Below are 12,890 nucleotides of genomic sequence, written 5' to 3'. Positions count from 1 at the left end.
GACCGTGAACGACACCGTCCTCCAGTACCTCCTCGTGGCCGTCGTCCTGCTGCCGCTGCTCGGCGCGGGCGGCGCACTGCTCCCCGCCCCGCCCGGTCTGAAGGGCAAGAACCCCGACCAGGCGGTGCTCCGCCACGGCGTGACCATCACCGGCGCGGTGCTCGCCCTCACGATCGCCCTCGCCGCCGGATTCGACCACGGCCACCCGGCGAAGATGCAGGCCAGCACCGACATCAGCTGGATCCCGGCACTCGGCATCCGGATCCACCTCGGCATCGACGGCATCAGCCTCCCCCTCCTCGTACTCACCGCGCTGCTGACCTTCCTCTGCGCTCTGTACAGCTACTTCAAAATGCCGGAAGGCCCAAGCCCCAAAGCCTTTGTCGCGCTGCTCCTCCTCCTCGAATCGGGCACCCTCGCCACCTTCGCGGTGCTCGACCTGATGCTGTTCTTCCTGGCCTTCGAGATGGTCCTCATCCCGATGTACTTCCTCATCGCCCGCTGGGGCGGTGCGGGCCGCGAGCGCTCCGCTCTCCGCTTCATCCTCTACACCCTCCTCGGCTCAGTTATCATGCTGCTCGGCCTGCTCCTCATCGGGCTGAAGGCGGGCACATTCGACATGGTCGCACTCGCCACTGACAGTTCTCACGCGGGGCGACACCTCAGTCACACCACGCAACTGATCGCCGCCCTCGCCATCGGCCTCGGCCTCGCGATCAAGGCCCCGATGTGGCCGCTGCACAGCTGGCTCCCCGATGCCCACACCTCCGCCCCCACCGTCGGCTCCGTGCTCCTCGCGGGCGTCCTGCTCAAAATGGGCACCTACGGCTTCGTACGCATCGTCCTGCCCATCACCCCCGGCGCCGCCCACACCTACGCGCCCTACCTCGCCGCCTTCGCCGTCATCGGCATCATCTACGGCTCCCTCGCCTGCCTCGCCCTCGCCCGAGGCGGCTCCGGCGGCGACCTCAAACGGCTGATCGCCTACTCCTCCGTCGGCCACATGGGCTTCGTCCTCCTCGGCATCGCCTCCCTCACCCCCACCGGCGTCAACGGCGCGCTCTTCGCCAACATCGCCCACGGCCTCATCACCGGCCTGCTCTTCTTCCTCGTCGGCGCCCTCAAGGACCGCTACGGCACCAGCGACCTCGACACCCTCGCCGGACACACCGGCGCCGCCCTCTACGGCAAGGCCCCCCGCCTCGGCGGCCTGCTCGCCTTCGCCGCAGTCGCCTCCCTCGGTCTGCCCGGCCTCGCCGGGTTCTGGGGCGAGATGCTCGCCATGTTCGGCGCCTTCAAGCCCGCCGCCGGGCTCCACCGGGGCGCCTACCTCACCTTCACCGCGATCGCCGCCTTCGGGACGCTGCTCACCGCCGCGTATCTGCTCGTCGTCGTACGCCGCGTCAACATGGGCGAGCGCGAGACGGCTGACGCCCCGCAGCCCGTCCTGGCGGACATCCAGACCTACGAATTCGCCGCCTGGACCCCGCTGGTCGCCCTCACCGTCCTCGCCGGCCTGTGGCCCGCCGTCCTCCTCGGCCTCACCGACCCGGCCGTGCGTACCCTCCTCGGAGGAAACTGATGAGCACCCTGGCCGCCTCCGGCTCCGTCATCCAGTCCGTCGACTGGATCGCGATCGCCCCGCCGACCATCACGGCCGTCGTGGCACTCGTCGTCCTCGTCGCCGACCTCTTCCTCAGCGACCGGCGCAAACCACTGCTCGGCCGGCTCACCATCGGCGGCCTCCTCCTGGCCGGGCTTTCGCTGCTCCCGCTCACCGACGGCGACCACACCACCTTCTGCCTCACCACCAGCCCCCGCGACTGCTCCTACGTCGCCGACCACTTCACCCTCGTCATCCAGCTCCTCGTCATCGGCGGCGCACTGCTCACCGCCCTGCTGTCCATGCACACCATGGACGAGCTGCCCGCCGGGGAGTACTGGTTCCTGCTGCTCTCCGCCGTCGCGGGCGCGGCCCTGCTGCCGGCCTCCCGAGACCTCGCGACGCTCGTCGTCGCCCTGGAAGTCGCCACACTGCCCACCTTCGCGCTCGTCGGAATCCGGCGCGGTGACCGGCTCTCCAGTGAGGCCGCGCTCAAGTTCTTCCTCTCCTCCGTCGCCGCGACCGCCGTCACCCTCCTCGGCGTCAGCTTCGTCTACGCCGCCACCGGCACCCTCCATCTCACCGCCATCGCCCACGCCCTCCCCGGCGTCGATCCGCAGCTCACCACCCTCGCCAAGGCCGGCGCCGCCCTCACCCTCGTCGGCTTCGCCTTCAAACTGGCCGCCGCGCCCTTCCACTTCTGGGTGCCCGACACCTATGTGGGCGCCCCGCTGCCCATCGCCGCCTACCTCTCCGTCGTCGGCAAGGCGGTCGGCTTCTCCGGCCTCATCCTCGTCACCGTCGTCGCCTTCAAGCCGTACGACGCCATCTGGGGCCCGGCCGCCGCCGCCCTCGCCGCCCTCACCATGACCGTCGGCAATGTCGCCGCCCTCCGCGAGCGCCCCGACGCCCCGCACAGCGCCGTCCGGCTGCTGGCCTGGTCCTCCATCGGCCAGGCCGGCTACCTGCTCGTCCCGATCGCCGCCTCCGCGTACTCCACCACCGACCACATCGGCACCACCGTCGCCTACGCGCTCATGTACGCGGCCGTGAACCTCGGCGCCTTCGCCGTCGCAGCCCTCGTATCGCGCACATATAAGGCGAACCGGCTCACCGACTACCGCGGCCTATATACGACGCGTCCGCTTGCAGCCCTCTCCCTGGCCTTCTTCCTGCTCTGCCTGGCCGGACTCCCGCCAGGCATCATCGGCCTCTTCGCCAAGGTCGCGGTCTTCTCCTCCGCCGTGGACGCCGGGCTCGGCTGGCTCGCCGTTCTCATGGCCGTCAATGTCGTCATCGCGCTCGTCTACTACCTGCGCTGGACCGCACTCCTCTTCGTCCGCCCCGAAGGCGAGAGCGCCCCCGCCACCCGAACGCCCGCCCCCCTGACCGCGGCCATCGCCGTGGCCGCGGCCCTCGCCGTGGCGCTCTCGGGCGCCCCCCAGCTCGTCCTCCGCTTCGCCGCGGCGAGCCTTCTGTGAGCGGTGCACAAGGGAACTAACTCCCTTCCGGTGGCGTTGCCACGTACAGGAGGTTCTCCTAAAGGGGAGAAGTGGGACCCCTGACGTACACCTTGGAGGGCGCACCGTGCACCGCCGGCACAACGGGTTGAAGACCGCCGTACTCCTCGGCGGACTATCCGCACTCATCCTGATCGTCGGCAGTCTCTTCGGCCGTACGGGACTGATCATCGCGCTCGTCGTGGCGCTCGGTACCAACGCCTACGCGTACTGGAACAGCGACAAGCTCGCTCTACGCGCGATGCGCGCCCGGCCCGTGAGCGAATTCGAGGCCCCCGAGCTCTACCGCATCGTCCGCGAGCTCTCCACCGCCGCCCGCCAGCCCATGCCCCGGCTCTACATCTCGCCGACACCGGCGCCGAACGCCTTCGCCACCGGCCGCAATCCGCGCAACGCCGCCGTCTGCTGCACCGAGGGCATCCTCCAGATCCTCACCGAGCGCGAACTGCGCGGCGTCCTCGGCCACGAGCTCAGCCATGTCTACAACCGCGACATCCTCATCTCCTCCGTCGCCGGCGCGCTGGCCTCCGCGGTCATGTTCCTCGTCAACTTCGCCTGGCTCATCCCCATCGGCCGTTCCGACGACGATGAAGGCCCCGGCATCCTGGGTATGCTCCTCATGATGATCCTCGGTCCCCTCGCCGCCTCCCTGATCCAGCTCGCCGTCAGCCGCTCCCGCGAATACGAGGCCGACGCCTCCGGCGCCCGCCTTACCGGCGATCCCCTCGCTCTTGCCAGCGCCCTGCGCAAGCTCGACATCGGCACCAAGCAGCTCCCCCTCCCGCCCGAGCCCAGGCTGGAGACCACCAGCCACCTCATGATCGCCAACCCGTTCCGCCCCGGCGACGCCTCCAAGTTCTTCTCGACCCATCCGCCCATGGCCGAGCGCATCGCCCGACTTGAGGAAATGGCAGGTCACCGCCCGTGAGAACGATTCTCAATCTGGTCTGGCTGGTCCTGTGCGGCCTGTGGATGGCCATCGGCTACGCCCTGCTGGGCCTGCTGATGTTCGTCTTCATCATCACCATTCCCTGGGGCATCGCGTCCCTCCGGATCGCCAACTACGTCCTGTGGCCCTTCGGACGCACCACCGTCGAGCGCCGCGACGCCGGCGTCGGCTCCTTCGTCGGCAACATCATCTGGCTGGTCCTCGCCGGCATCTGGCTCGCGATCGGCCATGTCATCACGGGAATCGCCCTCTGTGTCACGATCATCGGAATCCCGCTCGGCATCGCCAACTTCAAGCTGATCCCGATCTCCCTGATGCCGCTGGGCCGCGAAATCGTCCCCTCCGACCAGCCGTTCGCGACGCGCTGAGCAGCGGCAGCCGGGTTGGCCCGGGGCGGGCCGGCCGGCGGGCAAGTCAGCCGGGTTGGCTCGTCAGTCGCCGAGGACCCTCAGGTCGAGCCGGCGCAGGCGCTCGGGGTCGGCCAGAATGTCGATTTCGACGATCCTCCCACGCATGATCGAGAAGCCCATGACCGCAAGCGGCTGTCCGTCCAAGGCCGTGACAACTCCTGCCGCCCCGTTGACGAGTGCCGGTCGTGCGAACCCGGAAAACCTCTGGAAGGCGAGCGCCTGACCGGCCACCGCCCGCGAACCGCGGAGCACCTGCGATACGCCCACAAGCCCGGCACCGGTGTCGGCACGGAGCACGACGTCCGGGTCGAGCACCGCGAGCAGCGCGTCGAAGTCACCGCCGCGCGAGGCGGCAAGAAAGGCGTCCACGACTTCTCGCTGGCGGGTGAGATCGGCGTCGGGGGCCGAGGCCGTCCGCTGCACCCGGCGGCGGGCGCGGCTGGCGAGCTGCCGCGCCGCGGTCGGGGTGCGTCCCACCATGGGAGCGATCTCGTCGAAAGGCACGGAGAACATGTCGTGCAGGACGAACGCGAGCCGCTCGGCGGGCGCCAGCGTCTCCAGCACCACGAGCAGCGCGAGGCCGACCGAGTCGGCAAGCAGCGCCTCGTGCTCGGGGTCGATCCCCTCCGAGCTGCTCACGAGCGGGTCGGGCACATGCACCTCCAGGGACTCCTCGCCCCGCGATGTGCGTGAGCGCAGCATGTCCAGACAGACCCGGCCGACGACGGTGGTCAGCCATCCGCCCAGGTTCTCGACCTCGCCGGCGTCCGAGCGGCTGAGCCGCAGCCAGCCCTCCTGGACGGCGTCGTCCGCCTCGCTCAGCGAGCCGAGCATCCGGTAGGCCACGGCCCGCAGATGGGTGCGGTGTGCCTCGAAGCGTTCGGCCAGAAAATCGTGCTCGTCCATAGGTCACATTCCCTCGTCGCGATCCGTCAGAGCAGTGACGAATGAATCCCAGCCGATGTGACACGAGGAGAGCAACCATGCAGGCACGGATGCAGAACCCCGCAATGGTCATTCCTGAGGCCATGCCCGCCATCCTCGGCGTGCTCAAGGCCACGAAGAAGGGCGGCGTGCCCGAGGCGACGCTCGAACTTGTCCACCTGCGCGCGAGCCAGATCAACGGCTGCAGCGTCTGCGTCGACGGGGGAGCGCGCAACGCCAAGAAGGCAGGCGAGAGCGACGAGCGGCTCTTCGCGGTGGCGGCCTGGCGGGAAGCGCCCTACTTCACCGACGCCGAACGTGCCGCGCTGGCGCTCACCGAGGCCGCCACCCGGCTCAGCGACCGGACGGACCCGGTACCGGACGAGATCTGGGACGAGGCCGCCAAACACTACGACGAGCAGGGGCTGGCGGCCCTGATCCTCATGATCGGTGTGAGCAACCTCTTCAACCGCCTCAACGCCACCACCAAGCAGGTCGCCGGCGCGGGCTGGTAGCACAGCGGCGACGGGCGTCCCGCGGACGCGCTGAATGCCCTGCTCCAGGTGCAGGATGCCCCTGGCCGGCATATAAATCAGCGCGTCTGCGGTGCGTCCACGGCGCCCAGGGTCATGTATTGATTGTCGGTAGGACCGACCGTAGCCTCCCCAGGTGCCCATTGGCCGTTCATGCCGGGGAGACCACAGTGACCCGCGCACTGGTTCTCGCCGTGCTGCGCACGGTCGGCACGAAGCAGCGGCCAGAAGGACCCTCCCCGTCGGAGAGAATGGAGTCCTCGTCCACCGCATGGCAGGGGAAGCGGTGCTCACCCTGTGGCAGGAGATCAGTGACGTTGTCCCAGAAGCACGAAGCCCCTTCCCCCGACCGGGACCGTCTCAACCTGCAGGCCGACTGCGCGAACTGCTTCGGACTGTGCTGTGTCGCGCTGCCCTTCGCCGCCTCGGCCGATTTCGCGGTCGACAAGGGCGCCGGGCAGCCCTGCACAAACCTGCGAGCGGACTTCCGCTGCGGCATCCACGCGGGCCTGCGCGAGCAGGGCTTTTCCGGCTGCACCGTCTTCGACTGCTTCGGGGCGGGACAGAAGGTCTCCCAGGTCACCTTCGACGGACAGGACTGGCGGCAGGCCCCGCGCACCGCACACCGGATGTTCGAGGTGTTCCCCGTCATGCGGCAACTCCACGAACTCCTCTGGTACCTGACCGAAGCACTCGCACTGCCGCCGGCCCGCCCCGTCCACGGCGATCTCCGCGCAGCGCTGAACAACACCGAACGCCTCACCCTCAGCAGCGCCGAATCGCTCGCGGAGACGGACGTGGCGGCGCTCCGCAGCGACGTCAACGCTCTGCTGCTGCGCACCAGCGAACTGGTGCGGGCAGGCGTCCCGGGCCGCAAGAAGAACCACCGGGGAGCCGATCTCATCGGGGCCAAACTCGCAGGCGCCAACCTGCGCGGCGCCAATCTTCGCGGGGCCTACCTCATAGCTGCCGACCTCAAGAACGCCGACCTGCGAGCGGCCGACCTGATCGGAGCGGACTTCCGCGACGCGGACGTGAGCGGCGCCGACCTCACCGGAAGCATCTTCCTCACCCAGGCCCAGCTCAACGCGGCCAAGGGGGATGCCGCCACCAAACTGCCCCCGACGCTCACCCGCCCCGCCCACTGGTAGCCCTGGCCCGGTTCGCCTACCTGCGGCGAAGCCCCGCGTTTTCGACGGCGGGCGGCGCGGCCGCGTAGTGTGCTGGAGCAGGTGGCCGAAGGCACCGCCATCTGTTTCGCGCCCTCCAGCATGGACCGGTACTACGCCCGCCCCGAACTCTCCTGGGCCCGCTTACCGACGTCGAGCCCTTGCGGGTCGCCCTCGCCTGGGTGGACGGCGCGGACAACCCGCTCGTCCAGGGATTCGCCGGCGTCGTGCGCGAACTCGCGGCCGGCCGCGCTCACGGCAAGGTGAGGACCTGGGGGCCGTCGTCGGTGATGGCGACGGTGTGTTCGATGTGGGCGGCCCGGCTGCCGTCGATGGTGCGCAGCGTCCAGCCGTCGGGGGCGGTGCGGTATTCGTCGCGGCCGCCGGCCATGAGCATGGGCTCGATGGCGAGGACGAGGCCGTGGCGGAGCGGGAAGCCGCGGCCGGGGCGGCCGTGGTTGGGGACGTGCGGGTCTTCGTGCATGCGGCGGCCGATGCCGTGGCCGCCGAAATCGGTGGGCATGCCGCAGCCGGCGGCGCGGGCGGCGGTGCTGATCGCGTGCGAGATGTCGCCGATGCGGTTGGCCGTGGTGGCGGCGGCGATGCCGGCGTCGAGTGCCTGCTGGGTGGCGGCGATCAGGGCCAGGTCGGCGGGGCGCGGGGTGCCTACGGTGAAGGAGATGGCGGAGTCGCCGGTCCAGCCGCCCAGTTCGGCGCCGCAGTCGATGCTGACGAGGTCGCCGTCGCGCAGGCGGTAGTCGTCGGGGATGCCGTGGACGACGGCGTCGTTGACGGAGGCGCAGATGACGGCGGGGAAGGGGGTCGGGGCGAAAGAGGGCCGGTAGCCCAGGAAGGGCGAGCGTGCGCCGGCCTCGCTCAGGACGGCGCGGGCCGCTTCGTCCAGCTCGCGGAGGCGGGTCCCCACGGCTGCGGCCGCACGGGCGGCGGCGAGGGCGTGTGCCACGACGCGCCCGGCTTCGCGCATCGCTTCCAGCGCCGCGTCGGTCTTGATCTCCACCATGTCCCGTGCCTCCTCAACCAATACTTATACCGGTATTAGTATCACAGACATGGTGAGAGTTCCTTTGACCCCGTGGGAGCGGGACCGCGGCGAGCGGTTCGGCGCGATGCTCCGTCAGGCCCGTGGTGAACGCAGCATGGTGGAGGTGGCCGCGGCGGCCGGCGTCTCCGCGGAGACGCTGCGCAAGATCGAGACCGGCCGGGCGCCGACCCCGGCCTTCTTCACCGTGGCGGCCCTGGCCTCCGCGCTGGACCTGTCGCTGGACGAGCTGGCCGCCGCCTGCGCGGACGGCGCCGCCGAGGGCGGTGCGGAGGCGATCTCGGCGTGAGCGCGGGGCCGGACGCGGTACGTCTGATCGGGGTGTGACGGGCGGCCGCTTCGCGGACCCGGCAGCGCCGGCCGCCCGCCTCGGGGAGGAGCCACCGCCGCCTGCTCGCCTACGACGGCAGGGCAACCAGCTTCTCGAAGAGGAACTCGTGCTTCAGGAAGGACGTGTCGTACTCGTGCCCCGGGTAGGGCGGGATCAGCTGCGCCGCCTGGATCAGCCGCCATCCGTCCCGCAGGGCGTCGACGCCCGTCCCGTATGGCGGTTCGTCGCTGTCGCCGGTGGTCGGCGACGTGAGGCCCGTACCGTCGTACAAGGACCAGCCGACGACTTCGGCGTCGAGGGCCGACGTGTTCAGGTAGAGCACCAGCACCTGCTGCCGGAGGGCGTTCGCGGCGGAGGTCGTGGCGGTGGTCATACGGCGCTCCTCTGCGGGCGGTTGGAGCTCCGGGTCATCCAGTACTCCAGGTCGAAGGACTCGTCGCCGGTCAGGGCGCGCCAGAGCTTGATCCGGTTGTAGATCTCCAGCCGGGCGGTGGCGCCCTCGTACCAGGGGAAGCCGCGCTGCAACTCCTCCGCCACGGCGGGATCGTCCAGATCGGCGGTGTCCCAGAGCAGCTGCTGCCGAACGGTCGGGTTGAAGCGGATCTTGAACATATAGCGGACGGCATCGCTGTCGTTGCGCCGCCCGCCGTGCCAGATCCCGTGGTGCAGAAACACCACGGTGCCTGCGGGGCACACCAGCCGGGTCTGCCCCAGCAGATTCTGGTAGCGCCCGGTGTCGGTCTCGTTGGTCCGCCGCAGATGGGAGCCCGGCACGCTCAGCGTGCCGCCCATGTCCAGGGTGACGTCCTGCGGGTAGTACATCAGCTGGACGTCGAAGGCGTCGGGGCGCACGTCGATGATGGCGTCGCCGTGCAGCGGCTGGGCGTTGCCCTCGCGCGGCTCACGGATGTGCACCGCGTGGTGGTCGATGGTCGGCTCGGGGCCGACGAGACTGCGCAGGGCCCCTGCCACCACGGGGAGTTCGACGAGCCGGCGGGCGAAGGAGCCCTCCGGGTAGGCCTGCGGCACGGGGGTGCCGTAGGGGACGGCGGGGATCCCCGCCGCGAGGACGCCGAGCGCCTCGGCGTTCATCTCCTCCGGGACGACCGCGTCCACGCGCAGCGAGCCGTGCGCGACGAAGTGGGCCATCTGGACGGAGGTCAACAAGCTCTCACTGGTTGCCATGCGTCCAAGCTAGGCCGGTGAGTACGGCCCGCGTGTGGGTGGTACTCACCCACTGCTGGTAGTTTTTCACCATGGAAGCGGTCTTGGTCCATCTGGACGCGCCCCCTAGGGTCGTCAATATCGGCGTCGGCGTCCACGGCCCCGCCGGGCACACGGATGTGTTCCGGCTCCCCGACCTCTGGCAGCTCCACCTCTACCGCTACGCCGCCGATCTGACCGTCGACGGCACTGCGTACGCCATCCGCCCCGGCCGGGTCAGTCTCGTACCGCCGGCGACGACCGTCCGGTACCACTATCACCGGGACCGTTCCGAGCACCTCTACGCGCACCTGCGACTGCCCGCCACCACCGGCACGCCCCGCTCCGTCCCGGTGATGCAGGACGCCGGGGCCGGGCTGCCCGCCCTCAACGCGGCGATGCTGCAAGCCATCGCGGCCGCCCCCACCGCGCCCGGCCGGGTCACCGCCGAGGTCTGGGCCGCCCTTTGGCGGGTCGCCCACCTCACGCCGCCCCCGCAGTCGGGCCCGCACCCGGCCATGACGGCCGCGATCACCCACATCGAGTCGCACCTCGCCCACCCGCTCACCGTCCCCGCTGTCGCCCGCGCCGCCGGGATCTCGCACAACCACCTCACCCGGCTCTTCCGTGCCGAGACCGGCGGCACCGTCGTCGGCTACATCCGGCGCCGCCGCCTGGAGCGGGCCCGGCACCTGCTGCGCGAGTCGACCCTCTCCATCCCGGCGATCGCCGCCACTGTCGGCATCCCCGACCTGCAGGCTTTCAACAAGGCCTGCCACCGGGAACTGGGCGGCTCACCCCGGACGGTGCGACGGTACGGAGGGGTCGGCGGCGTAGCGTAGAAAACGACGCACCGACCCCCCGCGGTGGAGGGCGACATCCTCAACGTCCGCTACGTGGCGGGCAAGGGCGTCGAGCATCCGGTCGCGGGTCGATCGGACCAGGTCGACAGCCGTGCCCGCCCGGCGCCGGCGAGCATCTCGGTGCGCGACACGACGTGCCTACCACCCCGGAACCGGCAATTCGGTCATGCCGTGCGAATGATCACCTCTTCTTCTGTCCGGCTCGCCGGCGCTATGGCGATGAGCCGCTCCTGGCGCGCGACGGACTGGGCGTCCGTCGCGAGGATCTCCACGATCCGTCCGTCGGTGTCCGCCTCGACCAGGCTCATCATCTTCATCACCTCGAGGATGCCGATGGTCTGTCCGGGCCGGACCACATCGCCGACCGAGACGAACGGCGGTGCGCCCGGCTGGGGGGAGTGGTGGAAGGTGCCAGGCATGGAGGCGCACACATACCGCAGCCCGTCCTTTTGCTCCTGGCCGGAGGGGGGCTCCTCCCGGGCCGCGGCGGGTCCCGGCTCCTCGGGAGCGGGGACCCGCCCGGAGGAGGCGGGCGCGTTGCCCGCCTTCTCCGGGGTCGGCCACTCGACCTCGACCGTGGTCAGCCCGTGCTGGAGCCTGATCCTGCGCGGCGGCTTCGGCGCGGCCTTGGCCAGTTCCGTCACATTGCGGCACACGGAGTCCAACGTCGTCGGGCCCGACCGGGTGGTGCTGATGACGTGCCCCGCCGGGTGGCCGTAGTCGCGGAGGTTCTTCTTCTCGCTGTCCAGTGTCACGACGCACCTTCTTTTTGCGTCTCTATCGACGCCGAAGCGGGTGGAAGCGGCCCGTGCGGCCGCTTCCACCGCTTCGGCTCCCACGGCACCAGCCGGCCGCGCAGGGGACGGATGTCTTCCCGCATACCGGTGGCAGCGCGAGCGTCGCGGGTTCATTCCGATGCCGCGGGATCCGAGGTCCAGGTGCCCAGGGCGATTTCGGCGGTGATGCCAGGCCCGAAGCCGGCCATCAGCCCGCGCTGGCCGTCGAGGGCCGATGCCTCGTCGAACATGCGGGCACAGGCGTCGAGCACCACGGCGCTGGCGATGTTGCCGTACTCGGTGAGCGTGGCGCGGCTGAAGCGGAATGCCTCGGGCGGCACGTCCAGGAAGCGGCTCAGGTCGTCCAGGATGCGCGGGCCGCCCGCGTGGATGATGTAGAAGTCCAGCTTGCTGGCGTTCCACTGGTGCTGTTCCGCGACGGCGCTCAGGGCCGGGGCGAGTGGTTCCATGGTCCCGGGCACGCGCTTGTCGAGCTGGAAGTGGAAGCCCGTGGACCGGACGGCGTACGAGATCCAGTCCTCGGTGTTCGGGATGATGTACGAGCCGTTGCGCTCCAGGCGGATCCCGGTGCCACCGGTGCCCCGGACCACGGCGGCGGCGATCCCGTCGCCGAACAGCCCGTCGGACAGCAGCGATCCCACACTCAGGTCGGTGGGCTGGTAGCACAGCGAGCAGAACTCGCAGGCGACGATGAGCACGTTGCACTCGGGGTACGCCCTGCAGAAGTCGTGGGCCCGGTTGATGGCGGCGCCGCCTGCGGCACAGCCGAGTTGGGCGATCGGCATCTGCCGCGTCTCCGGCCGGAAGCCCATCGTGTTGATGAGCCAGGCGGTTGGTGGCGGCATCATGAAGCCGGTGCAGGAGACGTAGATGATCATGTCGATCTGCGTCGCGTCGAGCTCCGCCTCCACGAGCGCCTGACGCACCACGGCCGGGACGCGGGACTTGGTCTGCGCCTCGTAGGTGGCGCTGCGGGCATCGAAACCCGGGTGCTGCAGCACCTTTTCGATGGGCTGGATCAGATGCCGCTTCTGCACACCCGTGTGCTCGATCAGACTGAGAGCCAGTTCGAGCTGCGGATGGTCGGCGTGCAACCTTCGGGCCAGTTCGAGGGTTTCGTCATTGGTGATGACGTACTCGGGGACCGCGATTGCCGGCTTGCACAAAATCGCCATGGATCTCCTCCTAGCGGACGGTGGTCCACCTGGTGCGGCTATGCCGGGTCCGAAGCCTTACCGGCCGGCGCCAGCCGCTGCGGCGCCGCGTGTGCGGAACGGCAACGAACACATCGCCAGCGTTCCAACGGCGTCGAGATCGATACGCCTGTAGGCGCGGACGGGCGGCCCACCGTCGAAGATCGAGGTCTCGCCGTAATGGGCAGATCGGTTCTGCCACGGCGCGGTTGGCCACCGCTGATCACGCTACGGCAGGCGGAGGCGGGCCGCATGTCGAGCGGAACGCAACACGCAATGAGCCAGGTGATTCCGGTTGCCGTGCACCATGGACTGACGCATCATCGATAAGGCAA

15 protein-coding genes are annotated in these 12,890 nt (G+C 70.0%); 8 read left to right on the top strand and 7 right to left on the bottom strand.

Annotated elements, in window-relative coordinates:
* Positions 1-4: 4 nt before the first annotated feature.
* From FCI23_RS03240 to FCI23_RS03225, 4 genes are all read left to right on the top strand, one after another.
* A complete protein-coding gene (locus tag FCI23_RS03240) occupies positions 5-1,582 on the top strand; it encodes a complex I subunit 4 family protein (protein ID WP_136722018.1) in 1,578 nt (525 codons plus the stop codon).
* The gene (locus FCI23_RS03235; RefSeq protein WP_136721884.1) at positions 1,582-3,084 is read left to right on the top strand and encodes an NADH-quinone oxidoreductase subunit N; all 1,503 of its coding nucleotides are present in this window, start codon (positions 1,582-1,584) and stop codon (positions 3,082-3,084) included. The genes FCI23_RS03240 and FCI23_RS03235 overlap by 1 nt, the downstream gene beginning before the upstream one ends.
* A gap of 106 nt (positions 3,085-3,190) precedes the next feature.
* Entirely contained in the window at positions 3,191-4,051 is an 861-nt protein-coding gene (htpX, locus tag FCI23_RS03230; RefSeq protein WP_136721883.1) for a zinc metalloprotease HtpX, read from the top strand.
* The gene (locus FCI23_RS03225) at positions 4,048-4,440 is read left to right on the top strand and encodes a YccF domain-containing protein (protein WP_136721882.1); all 393 of its coding nucleotides are present in this window, start codon (positions 4,048-4,050) and stop codon (positions 4,438-4,440) included. Before htpX ends, FCI23_RS03225 begins: the two co-directional genes overlap by 4 nt.
* A 63-nt stretch (positions 4,441-4,503) precedes the next feature.
* Here FCI23_RS03225 and FCI23_RS03220 read toward each other — a convergent pair whose 3' ends face one another.
* Positions 4,504-5,388: a sigma-70 family RNA polymerase sigma factor gene (locus FCI23_RS03220; protein ID WP_136721881.1), complete on the bottom strand. Its 885-nt coding sequence runs from the start codon at positions 5,386-5,388 to the stop codon at positions 4,504-4,506.
* 77 nt (positions 5,389-5,465) lie between these two features.
* Here FCI23_RS03220 and FCI23_RS03215 point away from each other — a divergent pair, with 77 nt between their 5' ends.
* Both FCI23_RS03215 and FCI23_RS03210 read left to right on the top strand, forming a co-directional pair.
* On the top strand, positions 5,466-5,921 hold the full coding sequence (locus tag FCI23_RS03215) for a carboxymuconolactone decarboxylase family protein (RefSeq protein WP_136721880.1): 456 nt from the start codon (positions 5,466-5,468) through the stop codon (positions 5,919-5,921).
* A 335-nt stretch (positions 5,922-6,256) separates the two neighbouring features.
* On the top strand, positions 6,257-7,090 hold the full coding sequence (locus FCI23_RS03210; RefSeq protein ID WP_246143298.1) for a pentapeptide repeat-containing protein: 834 nt from the start codon (positions 6,257-6,259) through the stop codon (positions 7,088-7,090).
* 131 nt (positions 7,091-7,221) lie between these two features.
* Here the strand turns inward: FCI23_RS03210 and FCI23_RS58120 are convergent, their stop codons facing one another.
* Positions 7,222-7,365, bottom strand: coding sequence for a hypothetical protein (locus FCI23_RS58120; RefSeq protein WP_211265186.1), 144 nt, complete (start codon positions 7,363-7,365; stop codon positions 7,222-7,224).
* Positions 7,362-8,129 carry a type I methionyl aminopeptidase gene (gene map / locus FCI23_RS03200; protein ID WP_136721879.1) on the bottom strand — a complete coding sequence of 256 codons (768 nt, stop codon included), beginning with the start codon at positions 8,127-8,129 and terminating at the stop codon, positions 7,362-7,364. The genes FCI23_RS58120 and map overlap by 4 nt, the downstream gene beginning before the upstream one ends.
* Before the next feature lie 49 nt (positions 8,130-8,178).
* On the opposite strand from map, the gene FCI23_RS03195 reads away from it, so the two are divergent.
* A complete protein-coding gene (locus FCI23_RS03195; RefSeq protein ID WP_136721878.1) occupies positions 8,179-8,457 on the top strand; it encodes a helix-turn-helix domain-containing protein in 279 nt (92 codons plus the stop codon).
* A 109-nt stretch (positions 8,458-8,566) separates the two neighbouring features.
* On the opposite strand, the gene FCI23_RS03190 is transcribed toward FCI23_RS03195, so the two are convergent.
* Both FCI23_RS03190 and FCI23_RS03185 read right to left on the bottom strand, forming a co-directional pair.
* Positions 8,567-8,872 (bottom strand): hypothetical protein, encoded by a 306-nt coding sequence (locus FCI23_RS03190; protein ID WP_136721877.1) that lies wholly within the window; start codon positions 8,870-8,872, stop codon positions 8,567-8,569.
* Positions 8,869-9,684 (bottom strand): phytanoyl-CoA dioxygenase family protein, encoded by an 816-nt coding sequence (locus FCI23_RS03185; protein WP_211265185.1) that lies wholly within the window; start codon positions 9,682-9,684, stop codon positions 8,869-8,871. Before FCI23_RS03185 ends, FCI23_RS03190 begins: the two co-directional genes overlap by 4 nt.
* 71 nt (positions 9,685-9,755) lie before the next feature.
* Between FCI23_RS03185 and FCI23_RS03180 the strand changes: the two genes are divergently transcribed.
* On the top strand, positions 9,756-10,544 hold the full coding sequence (locus FCI23_RS03180) for an AraC family transcriptional regulator (RefSeq protein WP_136721876.1): 789 nt from the start codon (positions 9,756-9,758) through the stop codon (positions 10,542-10,544).
* Between the two features lie 185 nt (positions 10,545-10,729).
* Here the strand turns inward: FCI23_RS03180 and FCI23_RS03175 are convergent, their stop codons facing one another.
* Both FCI23_RS03175 and FCI23_RS03170 read right to left on the bottom strand, forming a co-directional pair.
* Entirely contained in the window at positions 10,730-11,320 is a 591-nt protein-coding gene (locus FCI23_RS03175; RefSeq protein ID WP_246143256.1) for an acetyl-CoA carboxylase biotin carboxyl carrier protein, read from the bottom strand.
* Between the two features lie 152 nt (positions 11,321-11,472).
* Positions 11,473-12,537, bottom strand: a complete 1,065-nt coding sequence (locus FCI23_RS03170; protein ID WP_136721874.1) for a type III polyketide synthase — start codon at positions 12,535-12,537, stop codon at positions 11,473-11,475.
* Positions 12,538-12,890: the final 353 nt, after the last annotated feature.

The organism is Actinacidiphila oryziradicis (assembly GCF_005047355.1).
Classification (GTDB): domain Bacteria; phylum Actinomycetota; class Actinomycetes; order Streptomycetales; family Streptomycetaceae; genus Actinacidiphila; species Actinacidiphila oryziradicis.
The sequence above is the reverse complement of the archived record's forward strand: the minus strand, read 5'-3'. Positions and strand labels throughout refer to the sequence as shown.

Coding starts and splice junctions, on each gene's coding strand:
- FCI23_RS03235 (WP_136721884.1), top strand. CDS start 1,582: ATGAGCACCCTGGCCGCCTCCGGCTCCGTCATCCAGTCCGTCGACTGG.
- FCI23_RS03220 (WP_136721881.1), bottom strand. CDS start 5,388: ATGGACGAGCACGATTTTCTGGCCGAACGCTTCGAGGCACACCGCACC.
- FCI23_RS03215 (WP_136721880.1), top strand. CDS start 5,466: ATGCAGGCACGGATGCAGAACCCCGCAATGGTCATTCCTGAGGCCATG.
- map (WP_136721879.1), bottom strand. CDS start 8,129: ATGGTGGAGATCAAGACCGACGCGGCGCTGGAAGCGATGCGCGAAGCC.
- FCI23_RS03195 (WP_136721878.1), top strand. CDS start 8,179: ATGGTGAGAGTTCCTTTGACCCCGTGGGAGCGGGACCGCGGCGAGCGG.
- FCI23_RS03190 (WP_136721877.1), bottom strand. CDS start 8,872: ATGACCACCGCCACGACCTCCGCCGCGAACGCCCTCCGGCAGCAGGTG.
- FCI23_RS03185 (WP_211265185.1), bottom strand. CDS start 9,684: ATGGCAACCAGTGAGAGCTTGTTGACCTCCGTCCAGATGGCCCACTTC.
- FCI23_RS03180 (WP_136721876.1), top strand. CDS start 9,756: ATGGAAGCGGTCTTGGTCCATCTGGACGCGCCCCCTAGGGTCGTCAAT.
- FCI23_RS03170 (WP_136721874.1), bottom strand. CDS start 12,537: ATGGCGATTTTGTGCAAGCCGGCAATCGCGGTCCCCGAGTACGTCATC.